We start from the raw sequence: 14495 nt of genomic DNA, 5'->3' as shown, positions 1-14495 counted from the left end.
GCCGCCGGGCTCCGCGTGGTGGTTTTACGGAACGTCCCCCACCGGGGGCGGTCCTTACGCCCCGTTTTACGAGCGGTTCCGCAAGGGTTACACGTGCAGGAGCACCAGGTCGTCCCGGTGTACGACCTCGCGTTCGTACGCCGGGCCCAGCTCGCGCGCCAGCTCCCGGGTCGAACGCCCGATCAGCCGGGGGATCTCCTTGGCGTCGAAGTTGACGATCCCCCTGGCCACCGCGCGGCCCGTCGCGTCCCGCAGTTCGACGGGGTCGCCGGCGCTGAACTCGCCCTCCACGGCGGCGATTCCGGCGGGCAGCAGCGACGTGCGGCGTTTCACGACCGCGTCCACAGCGCCGTCGTCCAGCGTCAGCGCGCCCTGCGGGGTGGAGGCGTGCTGGAGCCAGAGGAGCCGGTCGGCGGAGCGCTTGGCGGTGGGGTGGAAATAGGTGCCGGTGTCACCGCCGGCGAGCGCCTCGGCAGCGTGGACGGCGCTGGTCAGCACCACCGGGATACCGGCGGCGGCCGCGATGCGGGCGGCCTCGACCTTGGTGACCATGCCGCCGGTGCCCACGCCGGCCTTGCCCGCGCTGCCGATCTCGACGCCGGCGAGGTCCTCGGGGCCCCGTACCTCCGCTATCCGTGAGGTGCCGGGCTTGCCGGGGTCGCCGTCGTAGACGCCGTCGACGTCGGAGAGGAGGACCAGCAGGTCGGCGTGGACGAGGTGGGCGACGAGGGCGGCGAGACGGTCGTTGTCGCCGAAGCGGATCTCGTCGGTGGCGACGGTGTCGTTCTCGTTGACGATCGGGAGGGCACCCATCGCGAGCAGCTTGTCGAGGGTGCGGGAGGCGTTGCGGTGGTGGGCGCGCCGGCTCATGTCGTCACTGGTGAGCAGCACCTGGCCGACGCGGACGCCGTACCGGGCGAAGGACGCGGTGTAGCGGGCGACGAGCAGTCCCTGGCCGACGCTGGCGGCGGCCTGCTGCCGGGCGAGATCCTTGGGGCGACGGCGCAGACCCAGCGGGGCGAGACCGGCGGCGATGGCACCGGAGGAGACGAGAACGACCTCCTTCTCTCCCCCGCTGCGGCTCTTGGCCAGCACGTCGACGAGCGCGTCGACGCGGTCGGCGTCGAGGCCTCCGGCGGCGGTGGTCAGGGAGGAGGACCCCACCTTGACGACGATCCTGCGGGCCTCACCCACGGCCTGCCTTGCCCTTGCCACCTGCGGTCCTCGTCCCCTTCGCTCGCGCAACACGCCCATTCGCCAGTCGGCTCTCTCGACGGCAATCTACGCGAAGAGCAGCGGATCCCGCCCATTCGTCCAGCACGCGGACCGGCGTCGGCGGGCTGCCGAGGCGACGATGGCCACGAGGAGGAGCGCGGCGGTGGGACCGGGCCCGAGCCGCTCCGGAAGCCCGATCGTGCTGCGTTTCCCGAAGCCGTTTCCGGCCCTCGGGACGGTGGCGTCCCGGCGGCGGATCAGTCCTCCGCGACGGCGTCCCGCCGGGCCCAGCCCGTCAGAGCGCGGCCGAACGCGTACACCGGCATGCGGCCGTACCCCGACACGACCAGGGTGAGGGCGGCCCCAGGGCCGGACATCAGGTTGCCGAGGTCGTCGCCGCGTAGGACTGGTCCGTACGGGTCGAGGCCGCTCCCCGGGTCCGGCGTGGCCGCGCCCGAGCAACCGCCGACGGCCTCGGTGGTCCACGCATGGGCGAGCCGGTTCAGCTCGTCGCACGTGAAGCGCTCGCTCCGCTTGGCCACGGCCGGGGAGACGGCGAGCTTCGCGACCTCGCTTCCCAGACCTCCGGCAGGGACGCGCGCAAGAAGGCCGCATCTGCCGCACGGACGTACTGGTCTGAGACCGCGGCAGGGCGACACGCGTTCGTTCGGTGGTCTGCGACCATGGATCCCATGCGGAAACGAGGTTCGACACGGGCCGCCCTGGGCGGGGTCTGCGGTGGGCTGTTGGTGATGTCGCTCGCGGCGTGCGGCGTTTCGGACCACGGGACCGCCGCCGCGCGCGACCGGGCCGACGACGCCCAGCCGCGGAAGACCGTGCTGAAGCGCGTACCCGGCGTCGGGGACCGGTTGTGGCGACGCGTACCGGCCGACTCCCGCCAGGTGGTCGCCGTGTACGGCGCGGGCAGGAACTCCCCCGACTCCACCGTCGCTCTCTTCACCAAGCACGGCTCCGTCTGGAAGCAGGAGCGTTCCTGGCCGGCGCACAACGGGCGGAAGGGCTGGACGACGGACCATCACGAGGGGGACCTGCGCAGCCCGGTGGGAGTGTTCACGCTGAGCGACGCGGGCGGTGTGCTCGCCGCGCCGGGGGCCAAGCTGCCGTACACCCGGTCCGCGGCCTTCCAGGCCCCCCGGTACTGGAAGAAGGCGTACTGGCACGACTTCGACTACGTCATCGCCATCGACTACAACCGCGTCAAGGGCACTGCGCCCAATGACCCGACCCGGCCGCAGGGGCAGTCGAAGGGCGGCGGCATCTGGCTGCACATGGACCACGGCAGCGGCACGTCGGCGTGTGTGAGCCAGTCCGAGTCGGCGATGCGGTACCTGCTGCGCACCCTCGACCCCAAGCTGCGCCCCGTCGTGGTGATGGGGGACAGCGCGGAGTTGAAGGCCTGACGGGGCACACGGCAAGGCAGGAGCAGGCCGGCGCTGAAAGCCCGGCGGCCGCAGGCCGAGTCGGCGGCCCGCTGCCGCGGCCCGTCGCTCAGGCGTGCCGGTGACGCCACCCCAGCCAGGCGGACTCGATCATGTCGTCCAGGCCGAGGCGAGCGGTCCAGCCCAGTTCCGTGTGGATGCGGTCCGCCGATGCGACCACCCTCGCCGGGTCTCCGGGGCGGCGGCCGGTCACCTCGGGCGCCAGGTGCTCGTTGCCGGTCACCTTCAGGATGCGGTCCACCATCTGCCGGACCGAGCTGCCCTCGCCCCGGCCGATGTTGAGCACCAGGGAGGTTCCCTCCGGGGCCTCACGCAGACGTGCCGCGGCCGCCTGGTGGGCGGAGGCGATGTCCTGGACGTGAATGTAGTCACGTACGCAGGTGCCGTCCGGCGTCGTGTAGTCGTCGCCGAAGATCCGGGGCGCCTCGCCGGCCTCGAGCCGCTCGAACACCATGGGGATGAGGTTGAAGACACCCGCGTCGGACAGCTCCGGGGCGGCCGCACCGGCCACGTTGAAATAGCGCAGGGACACGGCCCGGATGCCGTGGGCCTTGGCGGCGGCGTCGATCAGCCACTCGCCGATCAGTTTCGTCTCGCCGTAGGGGCTCATGGGGGCGCAGGGGGTGTCCTCGGTCACGAGGTCGACGTCCGGCATGCCGTAGACGGCGGCGGACGAGGAGAAGACGATCCGGCCGACACCGGTGGCGGCCATCGCCTCCAGCAGGGTCTGCAGACCGGTGACGTTCTCGCGGTAGTAATGGAGCGGCCGCTCCACCGACTCCCCCACCTGCTTCTTGGCTGCGATGTGCACCACACCCGTCACGGCATGGTCACGAATCGTCCGCTCCAGGAGAGCCTGGTCCAGCACGCTGCCCACGACCAGCGGGACACCACTGGGCACCCGGTCGGCGCTGCCGGTCGACAGGTCGTCGTACACGACCACGTGCTCGCCGTTCTCCGTCATGGCGCGCACCACATGCGCACCGATGTACCCGGCGCCGCCCGTGACCAGCCAGCTCATTCCCGTGCCTCCTAGGTCTCCGTCAGTGGACAGCAGACTCGTTCATGGGCTGCGGAAAATCGAGTCGGGCCATTCCGGACAACTGCGGCGAAAACTCTCAGGGATGGCGATGAGGGGGAAGCTGCTCCGCCGGTCCGGATGGAAGAATGTCCCGAGGGAGCAGAGGTATGGTCTCTGCGACTGTTCCGTGACCCGACCGCCCGGCTACCTTGCTCACGGAAACTTCAAGTGAATCCCTTACGCTGATGCGACGGCGCGCTGCAGGCCCGCCGGCGGGCGGAGCGTGCTCTGGCCTCGGCCCACGCTCTCGTGATCAGTCTCGGAACAGGTTGTAAGGATGCCCAGACTCTCTCTCGTCATCCCTGCCTACAAGGTGCAGGGCTACCTCACCGAGTGCCTGGACTCGGTGCTCGGGCAGGACTACACGGACTTCGAGGTCATCGCGGTCGACGACTGCTCGCCGGACGGTTCGGGCGCCATTCTCGACGAATACGCGGAACGTGACCCACGCATTCACGTGATTCACCTCACGGAGAACGTGGGGCTGGGACGCGCGCGCAACGCGGGCATGGAGAAGGCCCAGGGCGACTACATACTGTTCCTGGACAGCGACGACACCTTGACGGACGGCGCGCTGCGGGCGATATCCGAGCGGCTGGAAGCCGCCGGGGACCCCGAGATACTCGTCTACGACTACGCCCGCAGCTACTGGGACGGCCGGGTCCGCCCCAACCAGCGCGCCGAACTGCTCCAGCCCGACGGCCCGGAAGTGTTCCCGCTCTCCGAGCGGCCGCAGCTGCTGAACCTGCTGCAGATCGTCTGGAACAAGGCCTACCGCCGGGACTTCGTCACCCGGAACGACCTCACCTTCCCGCCCGGTTACTACGAGGACGCCCCCTGGACGTTCTGCTCCATGATCAGTGCCGAGCGCATCGCGGTGCTGAACCGGGTCTGCGTGATGTACCGCCAGCGCCGCGAGGGCGGAAACATCCTGAAGACGGTCAGCCGCAAGCACTTCGACGTCTTCGACCAGTACCGCCGCGTCTTCGACCACCTCGACGCCCACCCGGAACTCGCCAAGTGGCGGGAGCCGCTGTTCCGCAAGATGGTCGACCACTTCCTGACCATCCTGGAGCGGCCCGACCGCCTGCCGGCGGACGCGCGGGCGGAGTTCTTCCACCGCGCCGCCGCCGACTACCGCGCCCGGCTCCCCCAGGGTTTCCAGCGGCCCGGTGGAGGCCGCGGCCACAAGTACGCGATGCTGGAAAAGGACGCGTACACCGCCATGGCCGGTGCCACCGCCGCAGTGAAGCTCCGCAAGGCGGTCAGGACCCGCACCCGCACGGCCATCAACCGGTCCAAGCGCAGCGCGATGGGCGTCTTCTACCAGTCGCAGCTCCGGCTGCCGCTCGACGAGAACCTGGCGCTCTTCTCCGCCTACTGGAGCCGCAGCGTCTCCTGCAACCCGGCGGCCATCGACGCCGAAGTCGCCCGGCTCGCCCCGCACATCCGCCGGGTCTGGGCCGTCCGGCCGGACGCGGTGGACCGGGTGCCCGAGGGCGTGAGTTACGTCCGGGTCGGCTCCAAGGAGTTCTGGGCCGCGCTCGCACGCGCCAAGTACCTGGTCAACAACGTCAACTTCGCCGACAGCGTGGTCAAGCGCGAGGGCCAGGTCCATCTGCAGACCCACCACGGCACTCCGTTGAAGACCATGGGTCTCGACCAGCGCAAGTACCCCGCCTCGACGGACATGGACTTCGACAAGCTCCTGGAGCGCTGCGACCGCTGGGACTTCAGCATCAGCTCCAACCGCTTCTCCACCGCCGTCTGGGAGCGGGTGTACCCGTGTTCCTATGTCTCGCTGGAGACCGGCTACCCCCGCAACGACATCCTCGTCAACGGCACGTCCGAGGATGTGCGCCGGGCCCGCACGGCGCTGGGGCTCGCCGACGGCACCAAGGCGTTCCTGTACATGCCCACGCACCGGGAGTACCAGCCCGGCTTCGTGCCGAGCCTCGATCTCGCCCGCCTCGCCGACGAGCTGGGGCCGGACGTGACCCTGCTGGTGCGCGGCCACTACTTCTACGGCAGCTCAGCCCATGTGGCCGAGCTGCGCCGCAGCGGGCGGATCGTCGACGTGTCGGGGCACGCCCGGGTGGAGGAGCTGTATCTCGCCGCGGACGCGCTGATCACGGACTACTCCTCCGCGATGTTCGACTACGCCGTCCTGGACCGGCCGATCATCATCTACGCGCCTGACTGGGACATCTACTCCGCCGTGCGCGGCACCTACTTCGACCTGCTCCAGGAGTCGCCGGGCGCGGTGGCCACCTCGCAGGCCGAGCTGATCCAGCTGCTCGGATCGGACGAGTATCGCGGGCGGGACGCGGCCGCGCGCCGCGACGCCTTCCGCCGTCGGTTCTGCGAGTTCGACGACGGGCACGCCGCCGAACGCGTGGTACGGCGCGTCTTCCTCGGCGAGACGCGGCCGTTGCCCTTCGTGCCGTTCGCAGAGCGTTCCCACGCACCGACCCCCGCCCAGGCGCTCGCAGCCGTCGAGCGGGCCTGACCCCGAGAAGGAGATCGACAAGCATGGCCCCTCGGCTCAGTGTCATCGTCCCCATGTACGACGTCGAGCACTATCTGCCGGCCTGTCTCGACTCGCTGGCGGCACAGACCTTCCAGGACTTCGAGGTCCTGATGGTGGACGATGGTTCACCCGACGGCTCCGCGGCGATCGCCGAGTCCTACGCGGCGCGCGACCCGCGGTTCCGGCTGATCCGCAAGGAGAACGGAGGGCTGGGGGCCGCCCGTAACACCGGTATCTCCCACATGTCCCCCGAGGCGGAGTTCCTGACGTTCGTCGACAGCGACGACCTCATCCCGCCGGACGCCTACCGTCTGATGGTGGGCAGCCTCGACGAGACCGGCTCCGACTTCGCCACCGGCAACGTCTTCCACCTCAAGGGGGAGAAGACCTGGCAGGTCCCGCTGATGCGGATGCTCGCGGGCGAAGCACGCCAGCGCACCCACATCGCCGACTACGCCAAGCTCGTCGCCGACCGAATAGCCTGCAACAAGGTGTTCCGCCGGGCGTTCTGGGAGAAGCACGGCTTCGCCTTCCCCGAGGGCCGCCTGTACGAGGACACGCCCGTCACCATGCGGGCGCACTACCTCGCCGACGCCGTCGACGTGATCTCCGAGCCCTGCTACTACTGGCGGCTGCGCGAGGGTGAGTCCGCCCCCTCCATCACGCAGCGCCGTACCGACCCGGCGGGTGTGCGCGACCGCGTCACCTCCGTCCTGGAGATCAGCGACTTCCTGGCCAGGCAGCCCGGCGAGACCTTCGCCCGCCTCAAGCAGGAGTACGACACCCGGGTCCTCGTCGACGACCTGCGGCTGTTCCTCAACGTGGTGCCCGACGGTGACGAGGAGTACCGCGCCGAGTTCCTCCGGTCGGCCAACCGCTTCCTGGACCACATCGACCCCAAGGTCGTCATGGCCCTGCCGACCCACCTGCGGGTGCAGTGGCTGCTGGTCCGCAAGCACCAGCTCGACGAGCTGATCCTCCTGCTGGCGTCGCAGCGGCGGAAGGAGGCCATAGAGGTCAGCGGCCTGGTGCGCAAGTACGCCTCCTTCCCGGCCCTGGCCGACGCCGACCTGGACGTCCCGCGCAAGGCGCTGCGCATCGACCAGTACCTGCGCATGCGGGCTCCCCTGCAGGACGTCAGCTGGTCCGAGGGCAAGCTGGTGCTGTCCGGACACGCCTGGATCGACAAGATCGACCTGCCCTCGAAGCGCTCGTCCGTCAAGGTCCTGCAACTGCGCAAGGACAAGTCCCGCCGCCGCATGGTGCTGCCCACCCGGAACGTGGAGTCCCCCGAGCGCACCACCGACTCCGGCCAGGACCGGTACAACTACGACTGGGCCGGCTGGACGGTCGCCATCGACCCGGCGAAGCTGCGCAAGGGCGGTGAATGGCAGGAGGGCCTGTGGCATGTGGGCCTCGGCCTGTACGCCTCCGGCCTGGTGCGCCGTGCCGCCGTGCAGTCCAGCGGCGGCGCCGCCTGCAACTTCCCGCCGTACCGCTGGCTGAGCCCCGACTTCCGGATGCTGCCGTCGGTCGAGCGCGGCGCGCTCAAGCTGCGCGTCGAGAAGGTCCGCGCGCTGATCACCGGCTGGACGCTGGAGGGCGACCTGCTGCGCGTGACCGGCGAGATCCGGGTTCCCCTGGCAGCGGGCGAGCGCGTGGCACTGCGGGTGAAGAACCAGAAGGGCGCCGAGGTCCACGAGTACCCGGTCGACGTGACCGAGGAGGGCGGCACCCGCCGGTTCTCGGTCCAGGTCCCGGTGGCCGACGTGGCGCTGATGTTCCACGAGGGTGTGGACGCCCTGGCCCAGCCGGAGAAGCGCATCTGGTCCACCGTGCTGGTGGCCACGGACCCGAAGGGCGGTGAGCGCCAGTTCAGCACCGTGCTGCAGGAGGGCCTGGCCGACGGGCGGTTCGACCTGCCCGCTTCGCTGGGCGAGCACGCCGAGCTGCGTGAACTGGCAGTGATCGGCGGGCACAACGGTTATCTGAAGCTGGCCGGCCGCACCCGGCGGGCCGTGATCGACCGGGTCGGTCTGGAGGACGGCCGGATCACCATCACCGCGCGCACCGACGCCCGGCTCACCGGTGCCCGGCTGCTGCTCAAGCCCCGTGCCCGCTTCGAGGAGCGCTTCGTGCAGCCGCGCTGGTTCGAGGACGGCCGCTTCGAGGTCGCCTTCGACCCCTCCACGCTCGGCGGCAACGGCGACGTGCCGCTGCGCGCGGGCCGTTGGAACCTCTTCCTGCGCCCGGCCGACGGCAGCGCCGACGTCCCCTTCGTCACCGATCGCCTCGCGGCAGGACAGTTCCCGCTCCGCGCCGAACTGGGCGGCCGCCGCTACTGGCTGGAGAACCGCTGGGCCGACTTCCCGCAGCTGAACTGCCGTTCCGAGCTGGACGACCTGGAGCGCGGCCCGTACCGGCAGCGCCAGCTGCGCCAGGAGGTCTACGGGCCCCTGCGGCAGCAGCCGCTGAAGGACCAGGTCTTCTACCTCAGCTACAACGGCAAGCAGTTCTCCGACAGCCCGCGGGCGATGTACGAGGAGCTGGTGGCCCGTGGCTCGCAGCTCAAGCACCTGTGGGCCGTGCGCGACGGACAGGTCGTCCTGCCCGAGGGCGTGGAGCGGGTCCGGATGTGGGGCCGCGAGTGGTACGAGGCGCTGGCCTCCAGCCGCTACATCGTCACCAACGGCCACCTGCCGGACTGGATCGAGCGGCGCCCCGGCCAGGTCATCGTCCAGACCTGGCACGGCACGATGCTGAAGAAGATCGGCCACGACATCGACACGCTGCACTTCGACCGCCGCTACCAGGAGAAGCTGGCGCTGGAGGCGAAGCAGTGGAGCATGGTGGTGTCCTCCAACCGGTTCAGCACGCCGATCCTGAAGCGTGCCTTCTCCTATGACGGGGAGATACTGGAGGCGGGTTACCCCCGCAACGACTACCTGTACTCGCCGGACAAGGACGCCATCGCCGAGCGGGTGAAGAAGCACCTCGGTCTGCCGGAGGGCAAGAAGGTCGTGCTGTACGCACCGACCTGGCGGGACGACCAGGCGCACAGCCAGGGTCAGTACCTGTTCGACCTGCGGATCGACATCGAGGACGCGCAGCGGCGTCTGGGTGACGACCATGTCCTGCTCATCCGCCGCCATTCCAACGTCGTGGACGCGGTGCCCGGTGCCGGCAACGGTTTCGTGTGGGACGTGTCCGAGTACCCGGACATCGCCGAGCTGTACCTGGCGGCCGACATCATGATCACGGACTACTCGTCGGTCATGTTCGACTACGCCCACCTGAAGCGGCCGATGCTCTTCTTCACCTACGACCTGGAGCACTACCGGGACACCCTGCGCGGGTTCTACTTCGACTTCGAGCAGGACTCGCCCGGCCCGCTGGTCTTCACGTCGAAGGAGCTGGTCGACGCGATCCGGGACATCGACAAGGTGTCCGTCGAGTACCAGGACCGCTTCGACCGCTTCCACCACCTGTTCTGTGACCTGGACGACGGCAACGCGTCGGCGCGGGTCGTGAACCGGATGCTGGAGCAGGCCAAGGAGCTCTGAGCGAGCACGAAAGGGCGGGGCCCGGAGGAGTGTCCTCCGGGCCCCGCCCTTCGCCGTCCGGCAGAGTTTCGTCAACGCCTGCGGCGCAGACGCCGTCTGACGCCCTTGAGCACCTTGGCGGGGGTGTACCGGCCGAGCCCCCCGGGCGGCCTGGGCGCCGGCCGGGCCGGTTCGGCGGCGGGCTCGGGCTGCCGGTCGGGATTCGGTTTCGGCTCGGGTCTGGGGACCAGCGTGGTGAGAGCGGTGAGTTCCTCGACGAGCCCCTGGGAGATCAGCAGGCAGCGCAGCCGGGACAGCGGCGGCAGCTGGTCCACGAGCGCCTGCGGCATGTACGCGCGCAGCAGGTCCCCGGCCAGCTTCACGTGCAGACCACGGGTCTCCTCGGGCAGGTCGGCGAAGCGCCCGTCGAACCGGCCGAGGATCTCCAGGGTGAGCCACCGGTAGAGCAGCTTGTTGCGGCGGCCGCCGGGCGGGACCTGCGCCACCACGATGTTCAGCACGTCACGGACGTTCGCGTAGAACGGGGCCGGGTCCGGGACCTCCTGCGTGAGGTGCGGGAAGTCGTCGCGGCGGACCAGGTAGTAGCAGTCGTAGTCGGACACCACGGAGATCGACCGGGCGTGCAGGTAGGCGGACACGACGAAGACCTGTTCCTCGGCCAGCCGGATGCCCTCCGCGAACCGCAGTCCGTGCTCCTCGACCAGCGAGCGCCGGAAGAGCTTGTGCGCGGTGAGGGACCAGACGCCCTTGGAGGTGAAGATGTCCCCAGCGTCCACGTTCGCCCGGAACGGGGTCACCGGGGCCTTGCGCCCCACGCCCTTGATCTTCCCCAGCACCACGTCGGAGTTGTTGCGCTCGGCGGCGGCGACCATGCGTTCCAGCGCCTCGGTGCCCAGATAGTCGTCGGGATCGGCGAAGAACAGGAACTCACCCTCGGCCATCCCGATGGCCCGGTTGCGCGGGCCGCCCGGCGCGCCGGAGTTCTCCTGGTGCACCACCCGGACCCGGGCGGGGTGGCGCTCCGCCCACGCGTCGAGCAGGTCGCCGCTGCCGTCGGTGGAGCCGTCGTCCACCGCGACGATCTCCAGCCGATCGAACCCGATCGACTGGCCGGCTATGGATCGCAAACATTCCGGCAGGTGGCGGGCGACGTTGTAGACCGGAACGATCACAGAAACGACGGGACGGTTGCCGGGCGCGGAGCCCATATTTCTTTCCCCCATGGAACACGACGTACACGGGGTGAGGAGCGCCGGTCAGACGCTCCTCACCCTCATCCGTCATGTCACCGTACCGCCGCCCCCGGGTCGGCTTGATGTCACTCGTACGGCGGTTGGCGCAAAGTGCTGTAAAGGTGCTGTAACAGCCGAACCACCGTGACGCAGCGGCTAGAAGGGCTCGAAGTCGTCGAACTCGCGCTGTGCGTCGTCGTGTTCGGCCTGCCGGTCCTTACGGCGTTGCGCCGCGGGCCGAGGCGCTTCCAGGCGGTGGTCCTCGCCTCGGCGGCCCAGCATCTCCGCGCCGGCCATGACCGTCGGCTCCCAGTCGAAGACGACCGCGTTCTCCTCCGGGCCGATGGCGACACCGTCACCGGAACGGGCGCCCGCCTTCATCAACTCCTCTTCCACACCGAGGCGGTTGAGGCGGTCGGCGAGGTAGCCGACAGCCTCGTCGTTGTTGAAGTCGGTCTGGCGGACCCAGCGTTCGGGCTTCTCGCCGCGCACTCGGAACAGCGGCTCGCCGCCGGCCTCCTCGCGGGTGACGGTGAAGCCCGCGTCGTCCACGGCCTTGGGCCGGATGACGATCCGCGTCGCCTCCTCCTTCGGCTTGGCGGCACGCGCCGTGCCGACCAGCTCGCCGAGCGCGAAGGACAGCTCCCGCAGCCCGATGTGGGCGACGGCCGACACCTCGAAGACGCGGTAGCCGCGCGCCTCCAGGTCGGGGCGGACCATCTCGGCGAGGTCCTTGCCGTCGGGCACGTCGACCTTGTTCAGGACGACGATCCGGGGCCGGTTGTCGAGGCCGCCGTACTGCCGCAGCTCTTCCTCGATGATGTCCAGGTCGGAGACGGGGTCGCGGTCGGACTCCAGGGTCGCGGTGTCCAGCACGTGCACCAGCACACTGCACCGCTCCACGTGCCGCAGGAACTCCAGGCCGAGGCCCCTGCCCTGGCTGGCGCCGGGGATCAGGCCGGGCACGTCGGCGACGGTGTACACGGTCGAGCCGGCGGTCACCACGCCCAGGTTCGGCACGAGCGTCGTGAACGGGTAGTCGGCGATCTTCGGCTTGGCCGCGCTGAGCACGGAGATCAGCGAGGACTTGCCGGCGCTCGGGTAACCCACCAGGGCCACGTCGGCGACGGTCTTCAGCTCCAGGACGATGTCCTGGAGGTCCCCGGGCTCGCCGAGCAGCGCGAAGCCGGGTGCCTTGCGGCGGGCGGAGGCCAGCGCCGCGTTGCCGAGGCCGCCGCGGCCGCCCTGTGCGGCGACGTACGACGTCCCGTGGCCGACCATGTCGGCGAGCACGTTGCCCGCCTTGTCCAGGACGACCGTGCCGTCGGGCACCGGCAGGACGAGGTCCTGGCCGTCCTTGCCGGAGCGGTTGCCGCCCTCGCCGGGCTTGCCGTTGGTGGCCTTGCGGTGCGGGGAGTGGTGGTAGTCGAGAAGCGTGGTCACCGACTGGTCGACGGTCAGGATGACGTCACCGCCACGCCCGCCGTTGCCGCCGTCCGGGCCGCCGAGCGGCTTGAACTTCTCGCGGTGGACGGAGGCACAGCCGTGACCTCCGTTACCCGCGGCGACATGCAGCTCGACGCGGTCCACGAAGGTGGTCATTCAGTGCCTCCAGAAAGTACGGGTGTTTCTCTCTTAACACGCGAAAGGCGGACCCGCCTTCCCGACCGGGAAGTGAGGTCCGCCTCGCGAAAGCGTTCGATGCCGAATCAGGTGATTCAGGCGACCGGAACGATGTTCACGACCTTGCGGCCACGGTGGGTACCGAACTCCACCGCACCGGCCTGCAGGGCGAACAGCGTGTCGTCGCCGCCACGGCCGACACCGGCGCCGGGGTGGAAGTGGGTGCCGCGCTGGCGGACCAGGATCTCACCCGCGTTCACGACCTGACCGCCGAAGCGCTTCACGCCGAGCCGCTGGGCATTGGAGTCGCGACCGTTCCGGGTGGACGATGCGCCCTTCTTGTGTGCCATTTCTCCTCAGTCCCTTACTTCGCAGCCGCGGGGATCGACGTGACCTTGATCGCCGTGTACTGCTGGCGGTGGCCCTGCCGACGGCGGTAGCCGGTCTTGTTCTTGTAGCGCAGAATGTCGATCTTCTGGCCCTTGTGGTGGTCCACGACCTCGGCCTGGACCTTGATGCCGGCCAGCACCCACGGGTCGCTGGTCACGGAGTCGCCGTCGACAACGAGCAGGGTCGAGAGCTCGACCGTGTCGCCAACCTTGGCAGTGGAAATCTTGTCAACCTCAACGATGTCGCCGACAGCAACCTTGTGCTGGCGACCACCGCTGCGCACGATGGCGTACACGCGGATCTCTCTTTCGCTCGAAGAAACGGCACCCCCGCAGGCCAGCCGCCCAGAAACAACGCGGACGACCTCTCCCGGCCAACCGTGTGCCCGGGAGGAAGAGGTTTACGGGGATGTGGCATGTTCAGTGGACACGCCGACGGTCAAGGTTACGGGCCCGGACCCTAGGGGTCAAACCGGGCCGGGCTCAGCCGGCGACCGTGGCCGTGTAGGCCGCGTACGCCCTCCTGATGCCCTTCGGCGACAGGTCGAGGTGTTCCAGGATGGTGTAGCGACCGGGCCGGGTCTCCGGGGCGAACTCCACGGCGCGGACGAACTCGTCGTCGCTGAATCCGATCTCCTCCGCCACCACCGGCAGCCCGTGCCGGCGGAGCGCCTCGGCCGTCAGGAGGGAGCCCTCCTCGTCGCCCCGCAGATGCATCGCGAAGGCGGCACCCAGCCCCACCTGCTCACCGTGGGCGGCGGCGCGCCTGGGGTACAGCAGGTCGAGCGCGTGGCTGATCTCGTGGCAGGCGCCGGAGGAGGGGCGGGTGTGTCCGGCGATCGACATGGCGATGCCCGAGAGCACGAGCCCCTCGGACAGCACGGTCAGGAACCCGTCGTCGCCGCATCCGCCCGGATGCCGCAACACGGCCTGGCCCGCCTGGCGCGCCATGGCGGCGGCCAGACCGTCGATCTGTTCTCCGTTGACGCGATTGGCCAGCTCCCAGTCCGCGACCGCGGAGATGTTGGACAGGGCGTCACCGATGCCGGCGCGCACGAAACGTATCGGCGCCTCGCGGATCACGTCCAGGTCGATGAGGAGGGCGATGGGGGTCGGCACACCGTAGGAGCCGCGGCCCGCGTCGTTGTCCAGGATGGAGACGGGCGAGCAGATGCCGTCGTGGGAGAGGTTGGTGGCGACGGCGACCATGGGCAGGCCGATGCGCGCCGCGGAGTACTTCGCGCAGTCGATGACCTTGCCGCCGCCCAGGCCCACGACCGCGTCGTAGCGGCCGGACTTCATGGCGTCGGCCAGCCGGACCGCGTCGTCCAGGGTGCCGCCGCCCACCTCGTACCAGGTCGCCCCGGGCAGCGAGGGCGCGAGGCGCTCACGCAGCCTGGCG

At 69.9% G+C, this 14495-nt stretch carries 11 protein-coding genes; 3 read left to right on the top strand and 8 right to left on the bottom strand.

Going from position 1 to position 14495, the window contains the following annotated elements:
• Positions 1-87: 87 nt before the first annotated feature.
• Positions 88-1194, bottom strand: a complete 1107-nt coding sequence (proB, locus tag ABZ079_RS03170) for a glutamate 5-kinase (protein WP_356938106.1) — start codon at positions 1192-1194, stop codon at positions 88-90.
• A 278-nt stretch (positions 1195-1472) separates the two neighbouring features.
• Positions 1473-1757, bottom strand: coding sequence for a hypothetical protein (locus ABZ079_RS03165; protein WP_356937669.1), 285 nt, complete (start codon positions 1755-1757; stop codon positions 1473-1475).
• 150 nt (positions 1758-1907) lie between these two features.
• Between ABZ079_RS03165 and ABZ079_RS03160 the strand changes: the two genes are divergently transcribed.
• Entirely contained in the window at positions 1908-2636 is a 729-nt protein-coding gene (locus ABZ079_RS03160) for a L,D-transpeptidase family protein (protein WP_356937668.1), read from the top strand.
• An 88-nt stretch (positions 2637-2724) separates the two neighbouring features.
• Here ABZ079_RS03160 and galE read toward each other — a convergent pair whose 3' ends face one another.
• Positions 2725-3696: a UDP-glucose 4-epimerase GalE gene (gene galE / locus ABZ079_RS03155; protein WP_356937667.1), complete on the bottom strand. Its 972-nt coding sequence runs from the start codon at positions 3694-3696 to the stop codon at positions 2725-2727.
• Positions 3697-4033: 337 nt separating this feature from the next.
• Here galE and ABZ079_RS03150 point away from each other — a divergent pair, with 337 nt between their 5' ends.
• Positions 4034-6265: a bifunctional glycosyltransferase family 2 protein/CDP-glycerol:glycerophosphate glycerophosphotransferase gene (locus ABZ079_RS03150; RefSeq protein ID WP_356937666.1), complete on the top strand. Its 2232-nt coding sequence runs from the start codon at positions 4034-4036 to the stop codon at positions 6263-6265.
• Between the two features lie 23 nt (positions 6266-6288).
• Complete coding sequence (locus tag ABZ079_RS03145) at positions 6289-9849, top strand: bifunctional glycosyltransferase family 2 protein/CDP-glycerol:glycerophosphate glycerophosphotransferase (RefSeq protein ID WP_356937665.1); 3561 nt, start codon at positions 6289-6291, stop codon at positions 9847-9849.
• A 71-nt stretch (positions 9850-9920) separates the two neighbouring features.
• On the opposite strand, the gene ABZ079_RS03140 is transcribed toward ABZ079_RS03145, so the two are convergent.
• The 5 genes from ABZ079_RS03140 to ABZ079_RS03120 form a co-directional block, all read right to left on the bottom strand.
• Positions 9921-11057, bottom strand: a complete 1137-nt coding sequence (locus tag ABZ079_RS03140) for a glycosyltransferase (RefSeq protein WP_356937664.1) — start codon at positions 11055-11057, stop codon at positions 9921-9923.
• Between the two features lie 180 nt (positions 11058-11237).
• Positions 11238-12683 (bottom strand): GTPase ObgE, encoded by a 1446-nt coding sequence (obgE, locus tag ABZ079_RS03135; RefSeq protein ID WP_356937663.1) that lies wholly within the window; start codon positions 12681-12683, stop codon positions 11238-11240.
• Between the two features lie 116 nt (positions 12684-12799).
• Positions 12800-13054, bottom strand: a complete 255-nt coding sequence (gene rpmA, locus ABZ079_RS03130) for a 50S ribosomal protein L27 (RefSeq protein ID WP_023550764.1) — start codon at positions 13052-13054, stop codon at positions 12800-12802.
• Positions 13055-13068: 14 nt separating this feature from the next.
• Entirely contained in the window at positions 13069-13389 is a 321-nt protein-coding gene (gene rplU, locus ABZ079_RS03125; protein ID WP_030653874.1) for a 50S ribosomal protein L21, read from the bottom strand.
• Positions 13390-13576: 187 nt separating this feature from the next.
• Positions 13577-14495, bottom strand: a 919-nt coding sequence (locus ABZ079_RS03120) for an iron-containing alcohol dehydrogenase family protein (protein ID WP_356937662.1), incomplete at its 5' end; no start/stop codon positions are given.

The organism is Streptomyces sp. NPDC006314, from assembly GCF_040613075.1.
Taxonomy (GTDB): Bacteria; Actinomycetota; Actinomycetes; order Streptomycetales; family Streptomycetaceae; genus Streptomyces.
Note: the sequence above shows the minus strand (reverse complement) of the source record. Positions and strands in the feature narration are given on the sequence as shown.